General features: G+C 62.0%; 21 protein-coding genes. 14 read left to right on the top strand and 7 right to left on the bottom strand.

Annotated elements, in window-relative coordinates; genetic code table 11:
• Positions 1-204: 204 nt before the first annotated feature.
• The 3 genes from BLP82_RS01080 (at position 205) to BLP82_RS01070 (ending at position 6302) form a co-directional block, all read left to right on the top strand.
• Positions 205-1935: a VRR-NUC domain-containing protein gene (locus tag BLP82_RS01080; RefSeq protein ID WP_092164587.1), complete on the top strand. Its 1731-nt coding sequence runs from the start codon at positions 205-207 to the stop codon at positions 1933-1935.
• Positions 1932-4250, top strand: a complete 2319-nt coding sequence (locus tag BLP82_RS01075; RefSeq protein ID WP_092164586.1) for an ATP-dependent DNA helicase — start codon at positions 1932-1934, stop codon at positions 4248-4250. The genes BLP82_RS01080 and BLP82_RS01075 overlap by 4 nt, the downstream gene beginning before the upstream one ends.
• A 123-nt stretch (positions 4251-4373) precedes the next feature.
• Positions 4374-6302 (top strand): hybrid sensor histidine kinase/response regulator, encoded by a 1929-nt coding sequence (locus BLP82_RS01070; RefSeq protein ID WP_092164584.1) that lies wholly within the window; start codon positions 4374-4376, stop codon positions 6300-6302.
• A gap of 209 nt (positions 6303-6511) precedes the next feature.
• Here the strand turns inward: BLP82_RS01070 and BLP82_RS01065 are convergent, their stop codons facing one another.
• The gene (locus BLP82_RS01065; protein ID WP_060742403.1) at positions 6512-6742 is read right to left on the bottom strand and encodes a hypothetical protein; all 231 of its coding nucleotides are present in this window, start codon (positions 6740-6742) and stop codon (positions 6512-6514) included.
• Positions 6743-6894: 152 nt separating this feature from the next.
• On the opposite strand from BLP82_RS01065, the gene BLP82_RS01060 reads away from it, so the two are divergent.
• Complete coding sequence (locus BLP82_RS01060; protein WP_092164582.1) at positions 6895-7431, top strand: hypothetical protein; 537 nt, start codon at positions 6895-6897, stop codon at positions 7429-7431.
• Between the two features lie 12 nt (positions 7432-7443).
• Here the strand turns inward: BLP82_RS01060 and BLP82_RS01055 are convergent, their stop codons facing one another.
• On the bottom strand, positions 7444-8781 hold the full coding sequence (locus BLP82_RS01055; protein WP_092164580.1) for a cation:proton antiporter: 1338 nt from the start codon (positions 8779-8781) through the stop codon (positions 7444-7446).
• 397 nt (positions 8782-9178) lie between these two features.
• Between BLP82_RS01055 and BLP82_RS01050 the strand changes: the two genes are divergently transcribed.
• The 4 genes from BLP82_RS01050 to ligD are packed head-to-tail and all read left to right on the top strand — an operon-like array spanning position 9179 to position 15332.
• On the top strand, positions 9179-10564 hold the full coding sequence (locus tag BLP82_RS01050; RefSeq protein WP_092164578.1) for an iron-containing redox enzyme family protein: 1386 nt from the start codon (positions 9179-9181) through the stop codon (positions 10562-10564).
• A gap of 10 nt (positions 10565-10574) precedes the next feature.
• A complete protein-coding gene (locus tag BLP82_RS01045; protein WP_092164576.1) occupies positions 10575-11588 on the top strand; it encodes a methyltransferase in 1014 nt (337 codons plus the stop codon).
• Positions 11560-12723: a carboxylate-amine ligase gene (locus BLP82_RS01040; RefSeq protein WP_092164575.1), complete on the top strand. Its 1164-nt coding sequence runs from the start codon at positions 11560-11562 to the stop codon at positions 12721-12723. The genes BLP82_RS01045 and BLP82_RS01040 overlap by 29 nt, the downstream gene beginning before the upstream one ends.
• The gene (ligD, locus tag BLP82_RS01035) at positions 12720-15332 is read left to right on the top strand and encodes a DNA ligase D (RefSeq protein ID WP_092164574.1); all 2613 of its coding nucleotides are present in this window, start codon (positions 12720-12722) and stop codon (positions 15330-15332) included. The genes BLP82_RS01040 and ligD overlap by 4 nt, the downstream gene beginning before the upstream one ends.
• Positions 15333-15500: 168 nt before the next feature.
• On the opposite strand, the gene BLP82_RS01030 is transcribed toward ligD, so the two are convergent.
• A complete protein-coding gene (locus tag BLP82_RS01030) occupies positions 15501-16112 on the bottom strand; it encodes a Yip1 family protein (RefSeq protein WP_092164573.1) in 612 nt (203 codons plus the stop codon).
• A gap of 169 nt (positions 16113-16281) precedes the next feature.
• Here BLP82_RS01030 and BLP82_RS01025 point away from each other — a divergent pair, with 169 nt between their 5' ends.
• The 3 genes from BLP82_RS01025 to BLP82_RS01015 are packed head-to-tail and all read left to right on the top strand — an operon-like array spanning position 16282 to position 17761.
• Positions 16282-16782 carry a CinA family protein gene (locus tag BLP82_RS01025; RefSeq protein WP_092164572.1) on the top strand — a complete coding sequence of 167 codons (501 nt, stop codon included), beginning with the start codon at positions 16282-16284 and terminating at the stop codon, positions 16780-16782.
• A 9-nt stretch (positions 16783-16791) separates the two neighbouring features.
• Positions 16792-17310 (top strand): hypothetical protein, encoded by a 519-nt coding sequence (locus BLP82_RS01020; protein WP_092164571.1) that lies wholly within the window; start codon positions 16792-16794, stop codon positions 17308-17310.
• Positions 17311-17317: 7 nt separating this feature from the next.
• The gene (locus BLP82_RS01015) at positions 17318-17761 is read left to right on the top strand and encodes a DUF421 domain-containing protein (RefSeq protein WP_092164570.1); all 444 of its coding nucleotides are present in this window, start codon (positions 17318-17320) and stop codon (positions 17759-17761) included.
• A 175-nt stretch (positions 17762-17936) separates the two neighbouring features.
• Here BLP82_RS01015 and BLP82_RS01010 read toward each other — a convergent pair whose 3' ends face one another.
• Complete coding sequence (locus BLP82_RS01010) at positions 17937-18794, bottom strand: SDR family oxidoreductase (protein WP_092164569.1); 858 nt, start codon at positions 18792-18794, stop codon at positions 17937-17939.
• A 186-nt stretch (positions 18795-18980) separates the two neighbouring features.
• Between BLP82_RS01010 and BLP82_RS01005 the strand changes: the two genes are divergently transcribed.
• Positions 18981-19385 (top strand): VOC family protein, encoded by a 405-nt coding sequence (locus BLP82_RS01005; RefSeq protein ID WP_092164568.1) that lies wholly within the window; start codon positions 18981-18983, stop codon positions 19383-19385.
• 175 nt (positions 19386-19560) lie between these two features.
• Here BLP82_RS01005 and BLP82_RS01000 read toward each other — a convergent pair whose 3' ends face one another.
• Positions 19561-20709 (bottom strand): MalY/PatB family protein, encoded by a 1149-nt coding sequence (locus BLP82_RS01000; protein ID WP_092164567.1) that lies wholly within the window; start codon positions 20707-20709, stop codon positions 19561-19563.
• A gap of 180 nt (positions 20710-20889) precedes the next feature.
• Here BLP82_RS01000 and BLP82_RS00995 point away from each other — a divergent pair, with 180 nt between their 5' ends.
• Complete coding sequence (locus BLP82_RS00995; RefSeq protein ID WP_092164566.1) at positions 20890-22395, top strand: methyl-accepting chemotaxis protein; 1506 nt, start codon at positions 20890-20892, stop codon at positions 22393-22395.
• A gap of 370 nt (positions 22396-22765) precedes the next feature.
• A complete protein-coding gene (locus BLP82_RS00990) occupies positions 22766-23833 on the top strand; it encodes an alpha/beta fold hydrolase (protein WP_092164564.1) in 1068 nt (355 codons plus the stop codon).
• A gap of 34 nt (positions 23834-23867) precedes the next feature.
• Here BLP82_RS00990 and BLP82_RS00985 read toward each other — a convergent pair whose 3' ends face one another.
• Together BLP82_RS00985 and BLP82_RS00980 are read right to left on the bottom strand one after the other, a co-directional pair.
• Positions 23868-26108: a xanthine dehydrogenase family protein molybdopterin-binding subunit gene (locus BLP82_RS00985; RefSeq protein ID WP_092164562.1), complete on the bottom strand. Its 2241-nt coding sequence runs from the start codon at positions 26106-26108 to the stop codon at positions 23868-23870.
• A 12-nt stretch (positions 26109-26120) separates the two neighbouring features.
• Positions 26121-26594: a (2Fe-2S)-binding protein gene (locus BLP82_RS00980; protein WP_092164560.1), complete on the bottom strand. Its 474-nt coding sequence runs from the start codon at positions 26592-26594 to the stop codon at positions 26121-26123.
• Between the last annotated feature and the right edge of the window lie 34 nt (positions 26595-26628).

The following is a 26628-nucleotide window of genomic DNA, read 5'->3' as shown; positions in this document are numbered from 1 at the left end:
AAAGGACACGGAGCAACTGATTCGACCGCGCCATCACATTAGCTAACCGCCATTGGTCTCGCTTGCCGTAGGAAAGTTCATCGCTAGCTGAAGGATTTCACGTTAAATATAGGAGACCGTTCATCTTTTGCGGTTGCCTGAGTGGTTTACAGCTGTTATCTGTATGCATAACCAGTGTCTCCAACACCCTTGGCGTTTCTTCCCGTGGCAACCCGTTCTCTCGACGATCCGTATTACTACCTGAACAACTTCCAGCAAGTGCTCGTCTGGTTGAGCCAGCGTTATGCGGACGTGCTCAGCCACGAAGAGCAGCGCTTCATCGGCGATTTCGCAGCGCTGCCCCGTACCTCCCAAGGCTTGTTGGTGCGGATGGTGATGCGCAAGGGGCTGCGGTTTCGTCATAGCAAGCTGAGTTACCCGGAAATCGGCGACATTGGCGCCGCCGTCGCACCGCTATTGGCCCTGGGATGGGTCGAGGAACAGGCCCCCATCGGGCTCGTTGAACTATTCGACGTGCTGCTCAAGACGGAAATCCTTCTGTGCCTGGGTCAGCTGATCGAACAGCCCAAGGCGAAAAAGGCCGAATGGCTCCAGGCCCTGGATAATCATCCCAGCCCGCTCCAGCCTTTTCGTACCTGGTGTCCGCAGCTTGACGACCGCCTGTACAGCCTGACGATCATGGACCTGTGCGACAGGCTGCGCTTGATGTTCTTTGGCAACCTCTACCAGGATTGGTCGGAATTCGTCCTGGCGGACCTGGGCATCTTCACCTACGAAACCGTTGAGTTCAGCGCCGAGTCACGGGGCTTGCGCAGTCGCGGCGACGTCGATGCCTGTCTGTTCCTGCACGACTGCCAGCAGCGCTTCGAAGCCGGCGAGCCCCTGGAAGATATCGTCGCCCAGGTCAACGAACTGTCCCTGGATAATCCGTGGCTGGAGCGACGCCGGGGCAAGTTGTTGTTCCAGATCGGCCAGCACGGCGAGCGGATCGGCGATTTCGCCCTGGCCTTGTGCATCTATCGCGATTGCACCTACCCAGGCGCGCGGCTGCGGATGGTCCGGGTATTGGAGCGAATCGGCGAGTATGCCCTGGCCCTTGAACTGGGCGAGGCGGCGGCGCAGACACCACAGAGCGCTGCCGAAACCCAGGCCTTGCTTCGGATCGTGCCTCGCCTGCGGCGCAAGCTGGGCGGCCCGCCAGTGCCACGGGTCATGGCCCGGGAAGTGGAGCGCCTGGAACTGCATCTGCCGCGCGTCGATCCGGGCCTGTCGGTGGAATATCACGTCCAGGCCCACCTGCACGATGAAACCGCGCCGGTGCATTACGTCGAGAACAGCCTGATCAATTCACTGTTCGGCCTACTGTGCTGGCCAGCGATCTTCGCGCCGTTGCCGGGCGCGTTTTTCCACCCGTTCCAGCGCGGGCCGGTCGACCTGCTCAATGAGGATTTCCATGCCCGTCGCGCCGAGTTGTTCGCGGCCTGCCTGGCGGAGTTGGACGATGGTCGCTACCGGCAGACCATCGGGCGTCGTTACATTGAAAAGTGGGGCGTGCAATCGCCTTTCGTGTTCTGGGGCGCGTTGTCCGAGCCCTTGCTGGAACAGGCCCTCGATTGCTTGCCGGCCGAGCACCTCAAGCACTGGTTCCAGCGCCTGCTGCTGGATATCAAGGCCAATCGCGCCGGCATGCCGGACCTGATCCAGTTCTGGCCGCAACACAAGACTTACCGCATGATCGAAGTCAAAGGCCCCGGTGACCGCCTGCAAGACAACCAACTGCGTTGGCTGGAGTTCTGTCATGAGCACCAGATGCCCGTCGCCGTTTGTTATGTGCAATGGGCAGAGCCTGCCATCGCGAGCGAGCGCGCTCCCACAGAAGACGAACCACCCCAGATCATCTGTGGGAGCGAGCTCGCTCGCGATGGGCGCACATGAGCCCGACACCCGGCTACAGCATCGCCGTGCGGGCGCTGTGTGAGTTCACCGCCAAGGTGGGCGACCTTGACCTGCGCTTCACCCCCTCGCCAACGGCCCTGGAGGGCATCGCTGGCCATCGTACCGTCGCCTCGCGGCGCACCGAGGGCTATCAGGCTGAAGTGGCCCTCCAAGGTCACTGGCAAACATTGACGGTCAAAGGCCGGGCCGACGGCTACGACCCGGTCCGTCAGTGCCTTGAAGAGGTGAAGACCTATCGGGGCGACCTGAGCAAACAGCCGGCCAACCATCGCCAGTTGCATTGGGCCCAGGCGAAAATCTATGGCTGGCTGATGTGCCAAAAGCTGCAGTTGCCGCACATCGACGTGGCGCTGGTGTATTTCGACATCGTCAGCGAAAAGGAAACCTGCCTCACCCAACGCTTCGAGGCGGCCCAGTTGCAAACCTTCTTCGAAGCACAATGCGCGCTGTTCCTGGCCTGGGCCGAGCAGGAAATGGCCCATCGGCAGGCGCGTAACCTCGGCGCGCAGGCGCTGGCCTTCCCCCATGCGGGTTTCAGGCCCGGGCAACGGCACTTGGCCGAGTCGGTGTTCAAGGCAATCAGTACCGGCCGCTGCCTGATGGCCCAGGCGCCCACCGGCATCGGCAAGACCGTCGGCACCTTGTTCCCGATGCTCAAGGCGTTGGCGCCGCAGCAACTGGACAAGGTGTACTTTCTCACGGCGAAAACCCCGGGGCGCAAGCTGGCCCTGGATGCGGCGCGGGTGATTACCCACAGCGCGCCGTCGATGCCGTTGCGGGTGCTGGAAATGATCGCCCGGGACAAGGCCTGCGAACACCCGGACAACGCCTGCCATGGCGAATCCTGCCCGCTGGCCCGTGGCTTCTATGATCGCCTGCCGGGCGCCCGGGCAGCGGCGAGCCGGGTTTCGTTGCTTGATCAGGCGGCATTGCGCGACATTGCATTGACCCATGAGGTGTGCCCGTATTACCTCAGCCAGGAAATGGCCCGCTGGGCCGACGTGGTGGTGGCCGACTACAACTATTACTTCGACTTCAGCGCCTTGCTCTTTGGCCTGGCCCAGGCCAACGGCTGGACGGTCGCGACCCTGGTGGACGAGGCCCATAACCTGGTGGAGCGCGGACGGCAGATGTACAGCGCGACCCTTGACCAGGCCACGTTGAGCAGCGTGCGCAAAACCGCTCCCGAACCGCTGAAGAAATCCCTTGAACGGGTCAATCGCCAATGGAATGCCTTGCATACGTCCCAGGTGGCGGCCTATCAGGCTTATGAAAAACTGCCGGAAAAGCTGCTCCAGGCCTTGGCCTCCTGTACCACCGCCATCGGCGATTACCTCAACGATCACCCCCAGGGCCTGGACAGCGGCTTGCAGGCGTTCTACTTCGACGCCTTGCAGTTTGGCCGGGTGGCGGAAGCCTTCGACGAGCACTTCCTGTTCGACATCCACAAGCGCGAACTCGGCCGCCAGCGCAGCCTGTCGTCGCTGTGCCTGCGCAACGTGGTGCCGGCCGCGTTCCTGCGGCCCAGGCTGACGGCGGCCCGCAGCACCGTGCTGTTTTCGGCGACCCTGAGCCCTCGACATTACTACGCAGACTTGCTGGGAACGCCGGGCGATACGGTGTGGATCGATGTCGAATCGCCGTTCAAGGCCGAGCAGTTGGACGTACAGGTGGTCAGCCGCATCTCCACGCGCTTTGCCCATCGCCAGGCGTCCCTGGAACCGATTGTCACGTTGATGGCCCGCCAGTTCAGCGAGCGCCCGGGCAACTACCTGGCCTTTTTCAGCAGCTTCGATTACTTGCAGCAAGTGGCCGGGCTGTTTGCCGAGCGGCACCCCCAAATAGCCCTCTGGACGCAATCGCGGGGCATGGGCGAAGCCCCCCGGCAGGCGTTTCTCGAACGATTCATGGAACACAGCCAAGGCATTGGCTTTGCGGTGCTGGGTGGCGCGTTCGGCGAGGGCATCGACTTGCCGGGTTCACGCCTGATCGGTGCGTTCATCGCCACCTTGGGGCTGGCGCAGTTCAACCCGGTCAATGAGCAGATGAAGCAACGCATGGCGGCGATCTTCGGCGATGGCTATGACTACACTTACCTGTATCCCGGCTTGCAGAAGGTCGTACAGGCGGCAGGGCGCGTGATCCGCACCCAACAGGATCGCGGGGTGGTGATGCTGATCGATGATCGGTTTGGCGAGGCCAGGGTGCAGCACCTATTGCCACGCTGGTGGTCAGTTACCCAAGAGGCCCACAAATCCCCTTGCTCGCGATGGCAGACTGTCAGCCAGCATTGATGCAAACTGATCCACCGCTATCGCGAGCAAGCTCGCTCCCACAGGGTGGAAGGCTTGAGGATTTTTCCTGGCGCCTGACTTGCTCCATAATCCGCAAAAAATCCACACGGATGCCTCGGCCAGATGCTCGATAATGCCCCCAAGCCCCCGCTCATGAACGAAGAACAGCGCTTTCGCCTGCTCATCGACGCGGTGGTCGACTACGCCATCTACATGACCGACCCTTCAGGCATCATCACCAGTTGGAACTCTGGCGCCAGGCGTTTCAAGGGTTACGAGGCGTCCGAGATCCTCGGCCAGCATTTCTCCCGTTTCTATACCGATCAGGACCGCGCCGCCGGCCTGCCACAACGGGCGCTGGACACGGCCCTGCATGAGGGGCGTTTCGAAGGCGAGGGCTGGCGGGTGCGCAAGGACGGCACGCTGTTCTGGTCCCATGTGGTGATCGATCCGATCATCGACAGCCAGACGGGTACCTTGCTCGGCTTCGCCAAGATCACCCGCGACCTGACCGACCGCAAGATGGCCGAGGAAACCCTCAAGCAAAGCGAGCAGCAGTTTCGCCTGCTGGTGCAAAGCGTCACCGACTACGCCATCTACATGCTCGACCCGCAAGGTCAGGTCACCAACTGGAACCTGGGGGCGCAGCGGATCAAGGGGTACCTGCCGGTGGAGGCCATCGGCCGGCATTTCTCGATGTTCTACACCCCCGAGGATCGCGATGCCGGCGAGCCGCAGCGCGCGTTGAGCATCGCCGCCAGCGAAGGGCGTTTCGAGAAAAAGGGCTGGCGCATGCGCAAGGATGGCACGCGCTTCATGGCCCACGTGGTCATCGAAGCGATTCGCAGCGATACCGGCGCGCTGTTGGGGTTTGCCAAGATCACCCGCGACATTACCGATGCCACCCAAGCCCAGCAGGCCCTTGAACAGGCCCGTGAGGCGTTGTTTCAATCCCAGAAACTGCAAGCCATCGGTCAGCTCAGCGGTGGTATTGCCCATGATTTCAATAACCTGTTGACGGTCATCCTCGGCAACCTGGAAATCGTGCGCAAACGCATGCCCGGCGAGCCGAAACTCACTCAGTTGCTGGACAACGCGACCCAGGGCGCGCTGCGCGGGGTTTCGCTGACCCAACGCATGCTGGCGTTTGCCCGGCGGCAGAAACTGACCTACGAATCGGTCGAGCTGTCGGCCCTGGTACAGGGCATCAGCGGCCTGCTGCAGAGTTCCCTGGGCCCGTCGATACACATCCAGACCCGTTTCGCCGAGGCGCTGTCGCCGGTGCTGGCCGATGTCAATCAACTGGAACTGGCGATTCTCAACCTGGCGACCAACGCCCGGGACGCCATGCCCCATGGCGGCCAGATCCTCATTGCAGCCGAGGAACGGCGAGGGGCTGATGCCGGGCCGGACAAGCCGATGGCCGCCGGGCGCTACATCTGCCTGGCGATGACCGATGAAGGCGAGGGCATGGACGAAGCCACGCTGGCCTCGGCCGTGGACCCGTTCTTCACCACCAAGGGTGTCGGCAAGGGCACGGGGTTGGGGCTGTCCATGGTGCATGGCCTGGCGGAACAGCTGGGTGGCCGCCTGATACTCAAAAGCCGGAAAGGCCTGGGGACCACTGCCGAATTGTGGTTGCCGGTGGCCGGCGATACGGCCCCTGGCAAAGCGGCGATCGAAGAGGCAGCGCCGCCGGTCCACGAGTTGAAAGTGCTGGTGGTCGACGATGACAGCCTGGTGCTGACCAGCACGCGCTTGTTGCTCGAAGACCTGGGGCATCGAGTCCTTTGCGCCCCATCGGGGGCTCAGGCGCTGGAGCTGTACGAGCGCAACCTGGACATCGACCTGGTGATCACCGACATGGCCATGCCGCAGATGGACGGTGCGCAGTTGGCAAAATTGTTGCGCGACCGCCAACCGACCTTGCCCATCATCCTGGCCACCGGTTATGCCGAACGCCTGGAAGGTTTCGCCACGCAACTGCCTCGGTTGATCAAGCCGTTCAAGCAGATTGACCTGATGCAGGTCATTGGGCAGACGATGAAATAGACATGGATCGGCGGTTACAGCATCTGAGAGATTATCTGTGGCAACGGATTATTTGTGGCGAGGGGATTTATCCCCGCTGGGGCGCGAAGCGGCCCTTCATAGTACCGACGCCTCAGCGTATCAGGCCATAGAGGGGGCTGCTGCGCAGCCCAGCGGGGATAAATCCCCTCACCACTAGGGGGACATGCCTGCCTGCAAAGGGAATCTGCCTATTCAGTGTTCTTCTTGAACCCACGCAAGTTCATCGCACACAAGCAAAACTGCAATACGATCAATGCATACGCATGGGTATGCAGCCCCCAGACCACCCACAGAATATTGCTCGCGATAAAACAACTGAATCCCGCCACCCTGCGGCGGGGTTGGCGTGAGCCGATCAACCAGGCGGCCAGCACCGTGACGAGCATCGCCGGCCATTGCACCCATCCCAGATAATCCACGCAGCGGTCCTCTTGTCCTTACACATTAAAGACCTTGGCGGTCGGAGAGCGTTTCCTCGGACTTTGTTGCACCTGTGGTCCATTGGCTTGAACTTGCCGCGCGCCGGGTTCTTCTAACGAGTCCGAATCATCACCGAGGCACCACCTGCGCAATGTCCAGAATACTCACCGGGCCCACCCCGGAAGAAGAACTGACGGAACACAACGCCAAGCTGTTCGGCTCCCCCAAGGAGCGACTGGACTTTTATCGCAGGGAAATCCAATACGAAACCAGCATCCTGGCCAATCGAACCGATGCTTATCTGGCGGCCCAATCCTTCCTGGTGATCGCCTTTGCCTCGTGCATGGCCAACCTGAACCCGGAGTGGGGCAAGTTATTCACGCTGATCGTGCCGCCATTCCTGGCCTTGCTGGGATTCCTGAGTTCGCTCAATGCCTGGCCGGGGATCAAGGCGGCTTACGAGATCATCGATCACTGGCATTTCAAACAGAGCGAACTATTGCGCGCCGAACCCTTGATGGGCCTGGCCTACGACGAATCGCCGCTGTTCAGCGAGCGGGAGTCGACCCACAAGGGCTACCGCAAGTCGTTGCTGTTTTCGTTGCGTACCCCTTGGATCTTCGCCACGTTCTGGGTATTGCTGGGGGCGTATTCGGTCTATATCCAACTGAGCAATCCAGGCGGTTGAGGCGCACTCGCCTCAACTCGACTGCTTACGGCGCTCATACCATGCCAACGTCGGCTGGGTGGTGACGCCATGAACCAGAATGCTCAGGGCCACCACCGACAGGGTGAGGTCGATGCACAGTTGCGCCACCGCTGGCGGCAGGTCATGGTTCAGGGCGAAGAACAGATAAAACAGACTGCCGATCCCGCGAATGCCAAACCAACCGATCAGCAGCCGTTGCGGTCCGTCGAGCAATCGCCGCCAGGGCACCACCAGCACACTCAACGGGCGGATCACGACAAACAGCAGGGCACCGATCGCCACGGCTCGCCAGTCCCAATGGTTGGCCAGCACGACCCCCAGCAGGGTCACCAGGAACACTTCCATCGACCGCTCTACCAAGCTGCCGAACGCCAGCATGTCGCTCATCATCACCCCAGCGGCCAATTGACCATCGTCCAGCGTCTCGGTATCGCCTACGACGGCCTGTTGGGGCTCGACGGTTTCGTGGCCCACCACCGGCTGCACCAGGTGTTCTGCCGGTAGCGCCCCTTCATCAGTGGATTGGACCTCGGCCTGACGCAGCCCCAAGCCGGCGGCGAACACCGAGAGAAAGCCATAGCCCTGGATCCACTCGGCCACGACATAGGCCAGGGCAATCAGCGCCAGGGCCAGGTAATCATTGGGCGACAAGGTGCTGTCGGCATTCCTGATGCGCATCGACAAGGTCAGCTTGCCGATGCCGCGACCCATCCAGTAGCCGACCAGCAAGCCGGCCGGCACGGCCCACAGGACGTTGCGCAGCAGCCATTCACCGAGAAAACCGCTGCCGTCCTCCCGCAGCATCAACAGGCCCAGGATTACAAAGGGAAACGCCGTGCCGTCGTTCAGTCCTGCTTCGCCCGACAGGCCGAACCGCACCCGGTCGTTATCCCGGGCATCGTTGACCTGCACCAGCGCCGCCAGTACCGGGTCGGTGGGCGCCAGCATCGCGCCGATCAGCATCGACACGCCCCAACCCAGGCCCAACAGATAGTGCAAAGCCAGGCACAGGCCGGCGATGCACAGGATCATCACCGGCCCGGCCAGCCCATAGGCCACGCGCCAGGTCCGATCCTTGAGAGGCAGGCGTAACTTGAGGCCGCTGACGAACAGCGAAAACACCACCGCGACTTCCGTGAGGTGTTCCATCCAGACCGACGAGTCGCTGACGTCCAGCTTCAGCACGTCCAGCCCCAGCGGTCCGATGGCGACACCCAGCACCAGGCACATCGCCGAGGTGGTGACCGGCATCCAGCGCAGATAAGAGGAGGTCAGGGCCAGGGTCAGCAACACCGCGCCGAGCACCGCGACCCATACTGTGAACGTCATCGTTGCTCCTTGGATGGATAGCGCCTGGTACCGCCGGGCGAATGGATGGTGAGGGTGTCGCTTTGCGCTCGGTCCTGTAGGAGCTGCCGAGTGCAACGAGGCTGCGATCTTGTCCCTACCGATTGAGTCCAAAGCGAAAGATCAAAAGATCGCAGCCTTCGGCAGCTCCTACAGTGTGTCGCCAGCTCCCTCGCCACAACGGCACACTAGCCACATTCAACGACCGGGCGGGTTCTGAGTATTCGAGGCCCGGAGCGAAGCGAGGGTTCCCACCAAAGCAGAAGGCCTCCGTTCATCCGCCTGCCATTTAATCCAACGGAATTTTTCGCCGTTCCCCGCGCTCTGCAACAGAAGAGACGTTCTGATTCAGCGTCCGCCAAGAACCCGAGAGGCCCTTATGACTGCGCTGACACCCCTCCAATCCCAGCCGGCCACCGTGCACCCCGTCATCCATAACGGACAGGTGCGCCAATGCTATGAACGGCTGTTCCAGGGCCCCGACGATGGCGACAAGCAAGCCGTCGCCCGAACCTTCCTCCGGCAATGCATCGCCAACGCCGAGGCGCTTCCCCAAGAGATGCCCTCTAATCCCACGGCGCTGCAGGCCTGGGTCGAACAACACAGCGCCGGCGTGGCCCGGCAGTATGCTGACTACCTGCAGCGGCGCAAAAACGGCGGCCCCCGAGAGTTCTTCAGCGGCAAGGCCCATGCCCTGTACTTCCTCCAGGCCGTGGCGCCGACCAAACGGGTGGACGGTGCCTGGCTGTATGGCGTGGTCAAGCACTGGCACGACCACCGTTTCGAAGGGTTGCTGTGCACCTACCTGGAAGAACTGGGGGACGGTCATCCCGCGCAAAATCATGTGGTGCTCTATCGCAAGTTGCTCGCCGAATACGACCTGTCGGCCGCCCCGGACATCGACGACGATCTGTACCTGCAAGGCGCCGTGCAACTGGCCCTGGGCTATGCCGGCGACGAGTACCTGCCGGAGGTCATCGGCTACAACCTGGGCTACGAACAATTGCCCCTGCATCTGTTGATCAGCGCCTATGAGCTGAGCGAACTGGACATCGATCCGTACTATTTCACCCTCCACGTCACCATCGACAACGCCAGCACCGGCCATGCCCACAAGGCCGTGCAAGCGCTGCTGCAACTGATGCCGATGGAAGCGGACCGCGAGGCTTTCTGGCAGCGAGTCACGCTGGGCTATCGCCTCAATGACCTGGGGCAGGGCAGCCGGGCCATCATCGGCTCGTTCGACCTGGATCGCGAAGTGCTGGACATGCTCGAACGCAAACGCCCGTTCGGTCAGCACATGCATTCCGATTACTGCAAATTCGAAGGCAAGACCGTCAACCAGTGGCTCTCGGCGCCGGGCCAGTTGGAAGGGTTCCTGACAGCCATGCAGAACAAAGGTTGGATCAAGCGTCATGAAGACCCGCAACACAGCCGCTTCTGGACGCTGATTGAGGGTGCAGGTGCGGCTATGTTCGGGGTGTTCAGCCCCTACGAAAAACAACTGCTGCATGACTGGATCGCCGGTGACTGGCTGGACGAGGGCGTAAGGTCCGGCGCCCGGCGTGCTCCGGTTGCGGCTTGCGCGCCGGCTATGCCGATGGATGATCCCGATGTGCGAAGCCTGCAACAGGCGCTGCAAGGCCGCACGCCGGAGGAGCAGATGCAAGTCCTGATGCCCTGGCTCTGTGCCCGCTGCCACAGCCATCCGGCCGGGCTGCTGGCGACTCGCCGGTTCATCGAACTCAAATCCGCACTTCGCTAGGGAGCCCTGCATGAATGAAGAAGAACGCCTGTCCGAGCCGGACCTTGCACTGCTGCAACTGGGCCGACGCCTGCAAGCCGACGGCTACCGTTTCATCACCCCGACTCCGTTGACCCATGAACGGGTCAACCAGCGTCCCGGCAATGAGCGCGCCAAGACCTTGCGGGACGTGTTCGGCTGGTCGCGGCCGTTTGCGCCGGGGCTGATCAGCACCGACGAACAGCGGCAACTGCAAGACGCCCAGGTGCTGGAAGCACACAACGGCTTGTTGCGTAGCCGGGTACGCTGGTCGAGCCTGGATGGCTTGCTGTTTGCCCATTCGCAATTTCCCACGCAAGCCAGCGATGCGGTGTTCTTCGGCCCTGACAGCTATCGTTTCGCCCAACTGATCCATACTCATCTGCAACAGAACTTCACGGCTGTGCAGCGCGCCGTGGACATCGGTTGCGGCGCGGGTGTCGGGGCCATCGTGATTGCCCGCGCCCGTCGTGAAGCGCAAGTGCTGGCCGTGGACATCAACCCCCAAGCCCTGCGCCTGAGCGCCGTGAACGCCGCGCTGGCGGAGGTGGCCAACGTCGAGGTCGCCCGCAGCGACGTGTTGCAGGACGTGCCCGGCCAGTTCGACCTCATCGTCGCCAACCCGCCGTACATGGCCGACCCCTCCGAGCGCGCCTATCGCCATGGCGGCGGCACACTGGGCGCCGGGCTGTCGCTGCGCATCGTCGAGCAAGCCTTGCCCCGGCTCACACCTGGCGGCTCGCTGGTGCTCTACACCGGCGTGGCCATGGTGGATGGGCGCGATCCGTTCCTCGAAGCGCTGGGGCAATGGCGTGACTCGGCGGATTTCGGCTGGACCTACAAGGAATTGGACCCGGACGTGTTCGGTGAAGAACTGCTCACGCCGGGTTATCAGGACGTGGAAAGGATCGCCGTGGTGGCGTTGGTTGTAACCCGCATTGGCGCAGGTCTGGGCGGGGCTATCGGAGGGACTATCGATGAACAGACGCATGAAATTCGGCGTTGAAGAGGAGTATTTCATCACTGACCTGAACACCCGCTGCATGCCGGGTGAACCCCCTGCGGAGGCGGTCGCCGCGTGCCAGGCTGAGCTGGGCAAGCATTTCGCCCATGAAATGTTCCAATGCCAGGTGGAAATGGCCTCGCCCATCTTTCGCAGCCTGCCCGAGGCTGCCGACTACCTGAGCCAAGTGCGTACGGGCCTGAACCAGCGCCTGGCGCCCTATGGCCTGGGCCTGGTCAGTGCCGGTTCACACCCGATGGCCACCCAGGTGCTGCAACCCACCGACGAGCTGCATTTCCAGCAACTGTTCGATGATTACCAGCGGGTGGCGCGGCGCAGCGTGCTGTCGGGCCTGCATGTACACGTGGAAGTCCCGGCCACGCAGGATCGGGTGCGGATCATGAATGAGGTCCTGCCGTGGTTGCCGATGTTCCTGGCCCTGAGCGCGTCATCGCCATTCTGGAACGGTGGCTACAGCGGCTTCAGCAGCTATCGACAAGTGGCCTGCGATGAATGGCCGCGCATGGGGGTGCCGGAGTATTTCGAAGATGAGTCGGCGTTCGGCGGCTACGTCGACATGCTCATGCGCACCGGGTCCATTCGCCAGGCCAGCGATTGCTGGTGGGTGATACGGCCTTCCTCACGTTATCCCACTTTGGAGCTGCGCATTTGCGATGCCTGCCCACGGGCGGACGACGTCCTTTGTCTGGTCTCTCTGTTTCGCTTGATGGTGGCCCATGCCGTGACGCAGCACCGGCCCGGCGCCCACTACAGCCAGATGTCCCAGTGGATCCTCAAGGAAAACCGCTGGCGGGCCAAGCGCCACGGGATTCTCGCGGAGTTCATCGTCGAGGGCCAGGAACAGCCGATGCTGATCGGTGAGTGGCTGACCCTGGCAGAGCAGACTTTTGGTGAAACCGCGGCCGAGCTGGGCGTCCAGGACGTGTTCAAGCAGGCCCGCCGGATCGTCCAGGAAGGCACCAGCGCCGATCGGCAAATCGTGCTCTACGAACAAGGCCTGCTGCTCGGCGACTCGGTCGAACAGGCCTTGAGCCGGGTGGTCGATCAGTTGCTCGCGGAAACCGCCGGGATGCCGGTAGCCGACCCAACCTTGCAACAGGTGGCAGGTGGTCCATGAGCAGCAAGACTCTGGATGACTACAACCGCATGCGAGATTTCGCCGCCACCCCGGAACCGGCGGCGAAACGTTCGCGCAAGTCGGCAAAAACCGCCCACGCCTTGCAGTTCTGCATTCAAAAGCACGATGCCTCACGGCTGCATTACGACTTTCGGCTGGAGCTGGACGGTGCGCTCAAGAGCTGGGCGGTGCCCAAGGGGCCCTCCCTGGACCCCAAAGCCAAACGCCTGGCCGTGCATGTCGAAGATCATCCGCTGGATTACGCCACGTTCGAGGGCAACATCCCTGAAGGCCACTACGGCGCCGGTGACGTGATCGTCTGGGACCGGGGCGTCTGGATTCCCCAGGGAGACGCCCAAGAAGCCTACGAAAAAGGCCGGCTCAAGTTCGAGCTGCAAGGAGAAAAGCTCAGCGGCCTGTGGAACCTGGTACGCACCCACATGCCCGGAAAGCAGGAACAGTGGTTCCTGATCAAGCATCAGGACCAGGCCGCCCGTCCCGAAAGCGAATATGACGTGGTCCAGGCCGAGCCGGACAGCGTGCTCAGCGATCGCACCCTCGTGCCCAAGCGTCGAGGCAAGGCTGCCGCCAAAGCGGTGAAACAACCGAAAAAAGCCGCGCCACCGAAATCGCCGAAACGCGCCTCGAAAACCTCCCTCAGCGGTGCGGTCGCCGGGCCGCTGCCAGAAACCCTCAAGCCGGAACTGGCGACCCTGGTGGAAAGCGCGCCCGACGGCGAATGGCTCTATGAGATCAAGTTCGACGGTTACCGGGTCATGGCGCGGATCGAAAACGGTGACGTCAGGCTGCTCACCCGCAACGGTCATGACTGGACCCACAAATTGCCAAGACAGGCCGAGGCCTTGGCCGCGCTGGGGTTGGAGTCGGCCTGGCTCGACGGCGAGATGGTCGTCGCCAACGAGCAGGGTGTGCCGGACTTCCAGGCTTTGCAAAACGCCTTCGAGGCCGGCAGCAGCGGCAAGATCGCCTATTACCTGTTCGACCTGCCTTACCTCAACGGCATGGACTTGCGCAACGTGCCGGTGCAAGACCGCCGGACCGCATTGGCCGCCGTGCTGGAGCCCAACGAAAGCCCCTTGTTGCGTTTTTCCGATGCCTTTGAAGAAACCCCTGAAGCGCTGCTCAACAGCGCCTGCCAGATGCAGATGGAAGGGCTGATCGGCAAGCGCGTCGGCAGCGCCTATGTGTCCAGGCGCAGCAATGACTGGATCAAGCTCAAATGCAAGAATCGCCAGGAGTTCGTGGTGGTCGGCTTCAGCGATCCCAAAGGCGCCCGCAGTGCCTTCGGTGCCTTGCTGCTGGGGTTGCATGATGCCGACAGCGGCCAGTTGCGCTACGCCGGTAAGGTCGGCACCGGGTTCAACGAAACCACCCTTAAAAGCATCTACCAGCAATTGCTGCCCCTGGAGACGAAAAAGGCCGCCGTGGTGAACCCGCCCACCGGCTACGAAGCCAAGGGCGTGCACTGGCTGGAACCGAAGCTGCTGGCCGAAGTGGCCTTTGCCGAAATGACCAAGGAAGGCTCGGTGCGCCATGCGGTCTTCCATGGCTTGCGCAACGACAAGCCGGCCAAGGACATCACTCAGGAGCTTGCCAAACCCGTGAAAAAAACCACTGCGGCGAAAAAAAACAGCACCCAGGATGAGTCTGACACGAAATCGGAAAAGGCAAAGACCAAGACAAAAGCCAAGGCCCTGGCCATGGACGGCAAGGTTCGCATCACGCACCCGGAGCGGGTCATCGACGCCAGCAGTGGCACCACCAAGCTGCAGTTGGCCGAGTACTACGCCAGCGTTGCCGAATTCATCCTGCCGGAACTGGAAGATCGCCCGGTCGCCTTGGTCCGGGCGCCGGAGGGTATCGCCGGTGAGCTGTTTTTCCAGAAGAACCCCGAGCGCCTGGCGATTCCCGGTATCACCAGCCTGGACAAGGAACTGACCGGGCAGCCGGTGATGATCATCAACAACGCCGAAGCCCTGATCGGCGCAGTGCAGATGAGCACGGTGGAACTGCACACCTGGAATGCCACGTCTGTCGATCTGGACAAACCCGACCGCTTCGTCCTCGACCTTGACCCGGACCCGGCGCTGCCCTGGAAAAGCATGGTCGAGGCGACACAGCTCACCTTGTCGGTGCTCGATGAGCTCGGGCTCAAGGCGTTCCTCAAGACCAGCGGCGGCAAGGGCATTCATGTGGTGGTGCCGTTGACGCGCAAACTGGGCTGGGACGAGGTCAAGGGCTTCAGCCATGCGATTGTCAGCCACATGGCCAAGCTGCTGCCGGACCGTTTTTCGGCAGTGTCCGGACCGAAGAACCGGGTAGGGCGGATCTTCATCGATTACCTGCGCAATGGGCTGGGCGCTACGACGATTTGTGCCTACGCCGCCCGGACCCGGGAGGGGTTGCCGGTGTCGGTGCCGATATTTCGTGAGGAGGTGGCTGAGCTCAAGGGGGCGAACCTGTGGAATGTGCACAATGTTCATGAGCGTCTGGCGGAGGTGGGTCACGATCCTTGGGCCGGGCTGAAGAAGACTCGACAGAGTATTACGGCTGAGATGCGCAGGCGTATCGGTATGAAGAAAGTTTAAGGTGTAGCGGCTATACGCCGCAGTCCCTTTGTGGGAGCGAGCTTGCTCGCGAGGAGGCCATCAAGCCCAATATCCAGGTGACTGAACCACCGCCATCGCGAGCAAGCTCGCTCCCACAGGATGAACCTGATCATCTCAAGCCCCTGGCATCGGTAATCTGAAATGCGTTCAGCCCACCGGGACACGCAGATATTCCGGCTGCAGGTAGTTGAACCAGAGCAGGATCATTTCCACCAGGATCGTCACCAGGACCAGCAGGCCCACGCCCCAGACACTTGCCGAATACAGCAGGCCCTGTTCCTTCTTAAGACCCATGAATTTGGGCAGCCCGACGAACAGCAGGAATGTCGAGTAGGCCGATGCCAGCAACAGCACCGCCACGGCCAACCAGCGGCTCGGGTAAAGCCCGAAGATTCCGGCCAGGAAATACGGCGTTGCGGTATAGGCGGCGAAGCCGATGCATTGATTGACCGTCGGGCGCGCTTCGAAAGTGCGGGACATCCAGCGGATGAACAGCCCCATCAACGTGACGCCGACGACGATGGTCAGGTACAGCAGCACGCACAATTGAAGGGCGCTGGCACTGCTGAGCCGTACCGTTTCGTTTTCGGCAAGGCTCCATCCGGTCCAGGTGGTGCCGATGAACAGGCATACCGCGGGAATCAGCGCGAGCAATAGCAAATGAGCCAGGTAATGGCGTGGATGTGCCTGTTCTTGCTCGCGTATGTCGGCCCAGGCGAATTCGGGCTGCGTGAACAGTTTGACGAAAGGTGCGGACATGACGACCTCCTGATCAGGACGGCCTCTGCATGAGGCCCTTATTGGGTTTGAGGCACGGAAAAACATCCGGGTTTCATTTATTTGCTGGTCCTGGCCGACGGGGCGATAAAGGGAATGAATCACAACGGCGAAGGTCAACCCATCAGCTCCCCCTGAAGGACCGTCTGCCATGACTGTTGCTCAAATCCTGGTTGATTACCTGCGCGATCATGACCTGCGCTTGACCACGGCCGAATCCTGCACCGCCGGACAGATCGTCACATTGCTGGCCGAGGTGCCCGGCAGTGGTTCACTGATCGAAAGCGGTTATGTGGTGTATTCCCCAGAGGCCAAGCAGCGCTTGCTCGGTGTCAGCCCACGCACCATCGAGACGTTCAATCTCACCAGCCGCGAAGTCGCCGAGGAGATGGCCCTCGGAGCCTTGCACGATGCCAATGCCAACGCGGCAGTGGCCACCACCGGTCTGCTCGGGCCAGACGACAAGGACGGAATACCCGCCGGTACCGTCTGCTTTGCCTGGGCGTTCGATGTGAACGGTCAGCGAGCACTGTTCAGCCGCTGCATGCGGTTCTTCGGCAGTCGCGGTCAGGTGCAATTGCGGGCCGCCGAATATGTGCTGCAACAACTGCCCAGCTTTCACCAACGCGCCGTGGCCGGCGAGCGGCGCTAAGGGGCGGCCATGAGCGACCCATACGAGCAGGACGACCACCGGAGCCGCCAGTTCCCGGTACGCGAAGACATGGCGTTCCAGCACAAGGTCTGGCGTTTCGAGCGAGTTGGCTGGTACGTGTTGGTGCTGTTGGTGATCCTGGCCCTGCTGGGGCTGTTTTCCCGTGGTCCGCTGAGCAACCGGGAGCTTCATACCGACGACGGCAGCCTTGGCGTCGAGTACCAGGCCTTCCACCGCAACGGCTCCAGCAACACCTTGGTCATCCGTCTCGAGGGCCAGCCCCACGCCGTGTTGGAAGTCGAGTTGGGCGGCGATTGGCTGGAAGGTTTCGAGGTGCAAGCGTTGCAACCTCTACCGATGCGCTCCGCGGGCGCGGGGCAGGGCATGACCCTCTGGGTACAGGCCGATGAACGAGGCCAGGCCAGCCTGCACCTGTCATTGCTCGGCGATGGCTTCGGGACCTATCACTGCCGCATCGCAACCCCCGGCGGTGCCTCGGTGAGTTTCAATCAGTTCATTTTTCCTTAGGTGACCTATGGACTCGGTGCTGCGAGCTGCCGTGATGTACGCGGCGTTGATGGTGTTGTTCAAGATCGCCGGGCGACGTTCGCTGGCAGAACTCACCACCTTTGATTTCGTGTTGTTGATGATCATCGGCGAAGCCACTCAACAGGCGCTGTTGGGAGATGACTTCTCGATGACCAACGCGCTGATGGTCATCGTGACGCTGATTGCCATCGATGTCGGCTTCTCACTGCTCAAGCTGCGCTCCCAATGGGTGTCGCGCCTGATCGACGGAGGTCCGACCATCATCGTCGAGGACGGGCGAATCCTGCACGGGCGGATGCGTCATGCGCGGTTGGTGGAGGCGGACATCATGGAAGCGGCACGCTCCAGCCAGGGCATTGAGACCCTGGAACAGATCAAGTTTGCGATCATCGAGCGCAACGGGAAGATATCGGTGATTGCCAAGGAGTAGCCCCGAGTGCTGGTAAACCTCATTGTGGCGAGGGGATTTATCCCCGTTGGGCTGCGAAGCAGCCCCACTAAACAAGCCCCCGGGACCAGCCTGATATAACGAGTGAGCTTTTTGGGGCTGCTTCGCAGCCCAGCGGGGATAAATCCCCTCGCCACAAAAACAGTCTTAACCTTGATCAAAGCATCGGCTTGCCCCCGGTAATCCCATAACGGGCCCCGGAAATGTAGCTGCCTTCGTCCGAGGCCAGCAGCACATAGAGCGGGGCCACTTCAACCGGCTGGCCAGGGCGGCCAAGGGGTGTCTGGGAACCGAAATTCTGCACTTCTTCCTCGGGCATGGTCGCCACGATCAGCGGCGTCCAGATCGGTCCTGGCGCCACGCTGTTCACGCGAATGCCCTTGGGCCCGAGCATCTGCGCCAGGCCACCGGTGAAGTTGGCGATGGCGCCTTTGGTGGCGGCATAGGCCAGCAACGTGGGCTTGGGCATGTCGGAATTGACCGAGCTGGTATTGATGATCGAGCCACCCGGCTTCATGTGCGGCACAGCAGCCTGGCAGATCCTGAACATCGCCGTGATGTTGATATCGAAGGTACGCACCCATTCTTCGTCGGGAATGTCCTCCAGGTTTTCGTGGGTCATCTGGAACGCGGCGTTGTTGACCAGGACGTCGATATGGCCGAAGCGGGCGACGGTTTCATCGACGATCTTGCGGCACAGGCTTTTGTCCGCCAGATCACCGGGCAACAACAGGCACTGACGCCCGGCCTGCTCGACCCAGCGTGCGGTTTCCCGGGCGTCTTCATGCTCGTCCAGGTAGGCAATCGCCACATCCGCACCTTCACGGGCGAAAGCAATGGCTACGGCACGACCGATACCGCTGTCGGCGCCCGTGATCAGGGCGATCTTGTTCGCCAAGCGTCCGGAGCCGGTGTAGCTCTGTTCGCCGCAGTCCGGGTAAGGGTCCATTTTGCGCTGGGTGCCGGGCACCGGCTGGCTTTGTTTAGGGAAAGGCGGGAAAGGGTAGTCGACCATCGTCGTTCTCCAGGTGGGTTGCGATGGAGGGTGGACTTTGGGTTTTCCGGCATAGTTCGGTCGGATTGTCCGGCCAGTCGATGAGCGTGACGGTGGTCGTTCGTCGGTGAAGGGTGGGCTGTGGCGAACATTGGACGAGCCTGTATTCTCCAATGTCAGTACAGGTGTCGTTTAAGGAGCAGGGCAATGTTCAGCCACATACAGATCGGCGCGCGCGACCTGCCGACAATGGTCGCTTTTTATGATGCAGTCCTCGGCTGCCTGGGGCTGGAGCGCATCGAGGGCGAAAAAGATTCGGGCCCGCCGGGAGAAGGCTGGCGTCAGCCCGGCAAGCATTGGCCACAGGTTTTTGTCCAGTTGCCTTTCAATGGCCTGCCCGCGACCTGGGGCAACGGCATGCAAGTGAGCTTCGCCGCCGATTCCCCGCAAACCGTCCGCGCTGCCTGGGAGCAAGCGATGGCCATGGGCGGTACCGACGAAGGTCCACCCGGCCCGAGACCGCAGTATTGCGAAGGCTATTTCGGAGCCTATTGCCGCGATCCGGAGGGGAACAAGCTGTGCTTTGTCCATGCACCGGATATGCATGAATAAAACGATCGCGGCAGATGACTATTGTGGCGAGGGGATTTATCCCCGTTGGGCTGCGAAGCGGCCCTAAAAACAGATCACTCGTTGTGTCAGGTTGACTTCGTGTGCTGTTTATTGGGGCTGCTTCGCAGCCCAACGGGGATAAATCCCCTCGCCACAGGGGGCATTGGCAGTTGAATCAGCCCCTGGCTTTCAGGCTGCGCTCCATCCGCGCGATGCCTTCCTCCAGCAATGCCCGCGGGCAGCCGAAGTTCAGGCGCACGAATTGCCCGGCATCGTCAGCAAAATCCAGCCCGGCACTCAGCCCGACCTTGGCTTCATTCAAGAAGAATCCTTGTGGGTTATCCAGCCCCAGTTCGGAGCAGTCCAGCCAGGCCAGGTAAGTGCCCTGGGGCACGGTCATGGTGATGCCCGGCAGACGGGTGCTCACCGCCTCGACCAGGTAATCGCGGTTGGCTTGCAGATAAGCTTTCAAGGCCTCCAGCCATGGGCCGGCTTCGCTGTAGGCCGCGCGGGTCGCTTCCAGGCCCAGGGCATTGACGCTGTCGACCATGCCGGCCCGCGCGTTGTTGACCCGCTCGCGCAGCTTGGCGTTCTGGATAATGGCGAACGATGTTTTCAGCCCGGCGATGTTGTAGGCCTTGCTGGCGGACATCAGGGTGATGGTGCGCTCGGCAATCTCCGGGCTGAGGGAGGCGGTGGGAATGTGCACCCGGCCGTCGAAGCATAATTCGGCATGGATTTCGTCGGAGATGATCCAGGCGTCCTGCGCCAGGCAAATGTCCGCCACGGCCTTGAGTTCTTCGCGGCCAAACACCTTGCCCAGCGGGTTGTGAGGATTGCTCAGCAACAGGGCGCCGCCGCCCTGCAACGCTTCGCGCAACGCGGCCAACGGCGTATGGAATTCACCCTTGACCGAGGTGAACGGCAATTCCACTTTGTTCAACTGCCAGTGACCGGGGGCGTGGCGCAGCGGAGGGTAGTTGGGCACCTGCACCACGACATTCTGTCGGGGGGCCACCAGGGCATGCAGCGCCATGTTGAAACCCGGCTCGACGCCAGGCAGGAACACGATCTGCTGAGGCTCGACGCGCCAGGCGTACTTGCTCCACAGGTCCGCCACGATGGCCGCGCGCAGATTGTCCTGGGCGACGCTGTAGCCCAGCATCGGATGTTCGAGGCGCTTGTGCAACGCGTCGATGACCATCGGTGGGGCGGGGAAATCCATGTCGGCCACCCACATTGGCAACACATCGGCCGGGTAGCGGCTCCATTTGGTACTGCCGGTGCCGTGGCGCTCCAATACGGTGTCGAAATCGAAAGTCATGGGGGTTCCATCAGTCAGTCATGAGATGGCGCACATCATAAAGCAAAGGTCGCTGAGAAAAGCTTGGTGGCGTAGTGCTATTAATTGATGATAATCAGTTAAAGTTCCCTCTCGAAACGCCGCTAAGCCGTTAGTGGCATTCGATAACGGACCTCCAAGCCTTTGAAAAGGACGCCCCCCATGACATCGCCCGTGCGCTTTAACGATCACCACCGTAAGGCCGACCGCATCATGCTGGGGCTACTGTGGCTCACGTTGCTGTATTCCCTGAGCCTGGCATTCCTGCACTCGACGTTCACCCAGGCGCTGCTGGTGGGGGCGACCACCTGCGTGGCGAGCACCGCGCTTTATCGCGTCCTGGCCGGCACCCGGGCCATGCGCTGCGTCATCGCGGTGGCGCTGATGGTCATGGCGGCATTGCACATCAACCAGACCCACGGCGTGATCGAATTCCACTTCGGGATCTTCGTGCTGCTGGCCGTGCTGACGTTCTACCGTGACTGGCTGCCGATAGTCGTTGCCGCCGCCACCATTGCGGTTCATCACCTTGGTTTTCACTGGCTTCAACACCAGGGTTATCCGGTATTCGTCATGGACAGTCACGGTGGCTGGTCGATGATCTTTCTTCACGCGTTCTATGTGGTGGTGGAAAGCGTGATCCTGATTTACCTGGCGAACCAGAGCCTGGCCGACGCCACGGAAAACCAGGAGGTGCTCGACAAGGTGCTGGCGGCGGCCGCGCAGTTGAGCCACGACGCCGACAGGCAGCACAGCGACGGCGTCAAGGTCTCTTCGAGCGAGCGTTTCGATCATTTCCTCCAGCAGGTCACCCAACTGGTGGACGGCGTGGTGCGCGACACCCGCAACCTCTCGGACCTGGGCCAGGACCTGTCCCAGGTTGGCCAGACCCTGGAAACCGGTGCCCGTCACCAACTCGACGAAGTGGCCCAGATGAGTGGTGCGATCAGCCATCTGGTGACGGCCATGGAGAACATCGCCGGCCATGTCGACCAGACCCTGCAGCGCGCCGGCCAGGCCAACGAGCAGGTCAACCGCGGACGCAGCACGGTTGACCAGACCCGGGAAGAGATTGTCGAGCTGGCAGGGCGCATCAACCTGACCAACGAAACCGTGCAGGTCCTGGCCGATCAGGCACAGCAGATCGGCCAGGTGCTGGATGTGATCAACGGCATTGCCGAGCAGACCAACCTGCTGGCCCTCAACGCCGCCATCGAGGCGGCCCGCGCTGGTGAGCAAGGCCGAGGGTTCGCAGTAGTGGCTGACGAGGTCCGCACGCTGTCACAAAAGACCTCGACGTCCACCACCGAGATCCAGCAAATCATCGCCAAGCTGCAGCAAGGCAGCCGCCAGGCCGCCGTCGCGATGCAAGACAGCCGCGATGGGGTGGAGCGCTGCGTGTCCGCCAGCCAACTGGCTTCGCAGCTGTTACATGCCGTCGTCGAAGACATCGCCGTGATCAATCATTTCAACGACCTGATCGCCAGCACCACCCAGGAACAATCCAAGGCGTCGATGGGCATCAACCAGCGCCTGCAAAGCGTACAGGCCGTGGCTGAGCGCAACGCCGACAACATCGGCATCCTGACCCGCAGCAGCCAATGCTTGCCACCGTTGGCGGAGCGGTTGGCGGTGTTGGGGCAGGCGTTTCATGGGAAGCCACTTTAAGCGACTGGCTGTCCACTCGATAGAACCCCGCAGCAAGCGCAAAAGCCGTGTAAAAGCCGCGTAGGTGCGCGTAGGTGCGCGTAGGAGCTGCGTAGGAGCTGTCGAGTGCAACGAGGCTGCGATCTTTCCCCAAACAATTGAGTCTCAAGCGAAAGATCAAAAGATCGCAGGCTTCGCCAGCTCCTACACAAAACAGATCCTCCCGATACGAATGTATCTCTGTGTATCCAGGCTCACGACCGATACGAGCCGTTGCATTCAAGCCCGGCGCTGACACATCCGCGATACCTGGCCAACGTCAAATGGGGCCCACCGAGACAGCCCAAGCCGTCTCACCGGCTCACCCCACGTCGTTCGCAAGGAGCTTCACATGAACATAAACCCTACCTCTGCTTCCCGGCATCGCCGCCTGCTCGCGCCAACCCTTCTGGCGTTGGCAATGATGCAGCTTGGCGCCTTGGGATTGACCTCGTCCCAGGCAAGCGCGGCCGATGTGCCGGCGAGCACTGTCGGCGCGATTACCCCCTGCAGCCACACATCGTTTGGCCCGCTCAAGCATGTCAAGGCTGGGTTGCTGGACGTTGCCTATGCCGAGGTCGGTCCCGCCGATGGGCCCGTGGTGATCCTGTTACACGGTTGGCCCTACGACATCCATAGCTATGCAGATGTGGCGCCGGCGCTGGCGGAGAAGGGCTATCGCGTGTTGATTCCCTATGCCCGCGGTTATGGCGATACGCGCTTCCTGTCTGCCAAGACCCTGCGTAACGGCCAGCCCTCCGCACTGGCAAGCGATCTCATCGATTTCATGGACGCGCTGAACATCAAGCAGGCCGTGCTGGGCGGTTATGACTGGGGCGCACGCACCGCTGACATTGTCGCGGCCCTTTGGCCGGAGCGGGTGAAGGCGCTGGTGGCGGTGAGTGGCTATCTGATCGGCAGCCAGGAGGCCGGCAAGGCACCGCTACCGCCGGCCGCGGAGTTGCAGTGGTGGTATCAGTTCTACTTTGCGACAGAACGTGGCCGCCTCGGTTACGAGAAAAACACCCACGACTTCGCCAAGCTGATCTGGAAGCTGGCGTCGCCGAAGTGGAACTTCGATGACGCGACGTACGACCGAAGCGCCGCCGCCTTGCAGAACCCCGATCATGTCGCGGTTTCAATCTTCAACTATCGCTGGCGCCTGGGCCTGGTCAAGGGCGAAGCCAAGTACGACGGGTTGGAAAAGAAACTGGCAACGTTCCCCTCGATCGGCGTACCGACCATCACCCTGGAAGGCGACGCCAACGGCGCTCCCCATCCGCCCGCTGAAGCCTATGCCAAGCGCTTCACCGGCAAATATGAGCATCGCCTGATCGATGGCGGCATCGGTCACAACCTGCCGCAAGAGGCGCCGCAGGCGTTCGCCCAGGCTGTGATCGATGCTGATCATCTGCGTTAACAGCGCAAACCGAAGCAGGTGAAACCATCGCCCGTTACGTCAACTTGAACGGCAACTCACGCAACGGTTTGCCCGTCAGGCTCGCCACGGCATTGGCAAACGCCGGGGCCAACGCCGGCAGGCCGGGTTCGCCCATTCCCGTGGGCGGCTCGGCACTGGGCACGATGTGGACGGCGAATTCCGGCATGTCGGTAATGCGCGGTACGCTGAAGTCAGCAAAATTGCTCTGCTGCACGACACCGTCTTTCAGGGTGATGGCGCCACCGGGCAGGCACATCGACAAGCCCATCAGCGCCGCGCCTTGGACCTGGGCCTCGACACTGCGTGGGTTGACGGCCAGGTTGCAGTGCACGCCAGCGGTCACGTTGTGCAGCACCGGCCGGCCATCCTGCACCGAGGCCTCGACCACATAAGCCACCACCGAACTGAACGACTCGTGGACCGCCACGCCCCAGGCACGGCCCGCCGCTAGCTGGCGCTTGCCGTATTCGCTCTTGTCCACGGCCAATTGCAGCGCCGCGCGATGGCGTGGGCTCTGGTCGCCAAACAGCTTCATCCGGTAGGCCACCGGATCCTGTTTGGTGGTGCGGGCGATCTCGTCGATCAGTGTTTCCATCACAAAAGCCGTATGGGTGGAACCGACGCTGCGCCACCACAGTACGGGGACGTTGAGTTTGGGGTGATGCACCGTCAGCCGCATGGGCAGCGGATACGGGTTGCGCAGGCCCTCGGTAGCGGTCGGGTCGATGCCATTTTTTACCCGCCCGCCAAACACGGTGCCGGTGATGATCGATTGGCCAACCAAAGCGTGGTCCCAGGCGAGAACCTTGCCACTGTCATCAAAACCGATGCGCGCACGGTGCAGGTGCATGGGGCGGTAGTAGCCGCCCTTGATGTCGTCTTCCCGGCTCCAGAGCGTGCGGATAGGCGCATCGACTCCAGCGGTGCGGGCGGCCTTGGCCACTTCGCAAGCCAGTACCACGAAATCGTTGGTGGGTACGCCGCGCCGGCCAAAACCCCCGCCAGCGGTTTGCACGTTCACCTGGATCTGCTCGGGCTTGAGGTCCAGCACCTTGGCGGCGGCCGCCGCATCGCCACCGGGGAATTGTGTGCCGACCCACAACTGAGCGCCATTGCCGGCAAGCTGCACGGTGCAATTGAGCGGTTCCATGGGGGCATGGGCGAGGTAGGGGAACAGGAACTCGGCCTCCAGTCGATGCGGCGCCGTGGCGAGTGGCGTCATATCGGCATCGAAGTGCAACGGGCCGGGCTGGTTGGCCAGCTCGCGGTATTGAGCCAATTGTTTTTCGCTGTCCACCTTTTCCACGGCGGACGCATTCCATTCCACCTTCAGTGCATCGCGTGCCAGCTTCGCCTGCCAGTAACTGTCGGCAACCACCGCGACACCTTCGGCGCCGCCATCCAGCGGTACGCGCAACACGGCCTTCACGCCTTTGGTGGCCCGCGCCGCGCTGTCGTCCAGAGAAGCGATTCTGGCGCCGAACACCGGTGGTCGGGCGACGACCGCCGTGAGTTGCCCCGGCAGGTGCATGTCGATGCCGAAATCCTGCTGGCCGCTGCTCTTGGCCTTGGCATCGATGCGTGTGGTGGCCTGGCCGATGATGCGGAAATCCTTGGGATCCTTGAGGGTGATCTGCTCGGGTACAGGCATCGCCATCGCCGCTTGCGCCAGTTCGCCGTAGCTCGCTTTACGGCCCGCCGGGCCGAGCACCATGCCGGCCTGGGTAGTCAGGCTCGCCACATCCACGTTCCAGCGTTCGGCGGCCGCACCCAGCAGCATGGCGCGCGCACGGGCGCCAAGTTCGCGGTACTGGGTGTAGCTGTTCTTGATCGTGTTGGAACCACCTGTGAGGTGGATGCCGAAGGCCGGGTCCATGTAGGCGGCGTCGTTGCTGCCGTTGCGACTGCGTACCAGGCTCCAGTCGGCATCCAGCTCTTCGGCGAGAATCATGGGCAGGCCGGTCTGCACGCCCTGGCCGAATTCCAAGCGATTGATGGTTACCGTGACCTCGCCATTGGGCGCGATCTGCACGAATGCGGAGGGCTGCTGGGTCGGTTTGAGCGGCGCTGCGACGGCGCCATTGGCTTCCTGCGCCAGGGCCAGGTGTGGAAACGCACCCAATGCCAGTCCGCCGATGCCGACGATCTTGAGGAAGCTGCGCCGGGGCAGGGCAGCGGGGCCGTCAGCCTCGTCACGTTCAAGCATATGTTGCAAGGCGCGGGGGAGCTCGTTTGGGAAGATCTCGTTCAGCATGGTCAGCTCCGATCAGGCAATGGCTTTGGCGGCATCAGCCACCGCGGCGCGGATTCGGGCGTAGGTGCCACAGCGGCAGATATTGCCGGCCATGGCCGAGTCGATCTCGGCCGTCGTAGGCTGCTTGCCCTTGGGCTGGGCCTTGAGAAAAGCTGTTGCGCTCATGATCTGGCCACTCTGGCAGTAGCCGCATTGCGCCACGTCGTGTTTGACCCACGCCTCGTGCACGGCGCTGCCCACCGGATCACTGCCGTCGGTTGCCGCTTCGATGGTGGTGATTTTCTTGCCTTCGGCGGCGGCGATAGGGGTCACGCAGGAACGAATGGCCTGGCCATCCAGGTGCACGGTGCAGGCGCCACAGAGCGCCGCGCCGCAGCCGAACTTGGTGCCGGTCATGCCCAGCGTGTCGCGCAGGGTCCAGAGAATAGGGGTGCCAGGGTCGACGTCGACCGTGTACTCACGGCCGTTGATGTTCAGGGCGCTCATAGGGGGACCAGCTCCAGATGGTTTGGCTCTGGTT

This window comes from Pseudomonas sp. NFACC37-1 (assembly GCF_900101575.1).
In the GTDB taxonomy this organism is placed as follows: domain Bacteria; phylum Pseudomonadota; class Gammaproteobacteria; order Pseudomonadales; family Pseudomonadaceae; genus Aquipseudomonas; species Aquipseudomonas fluorescens_AA.
The sequence above is the reverse complement of the archived record's forward strand: the minus strand, read 5'-3'. Positions and strand labels throughout refer to the sequence as shown.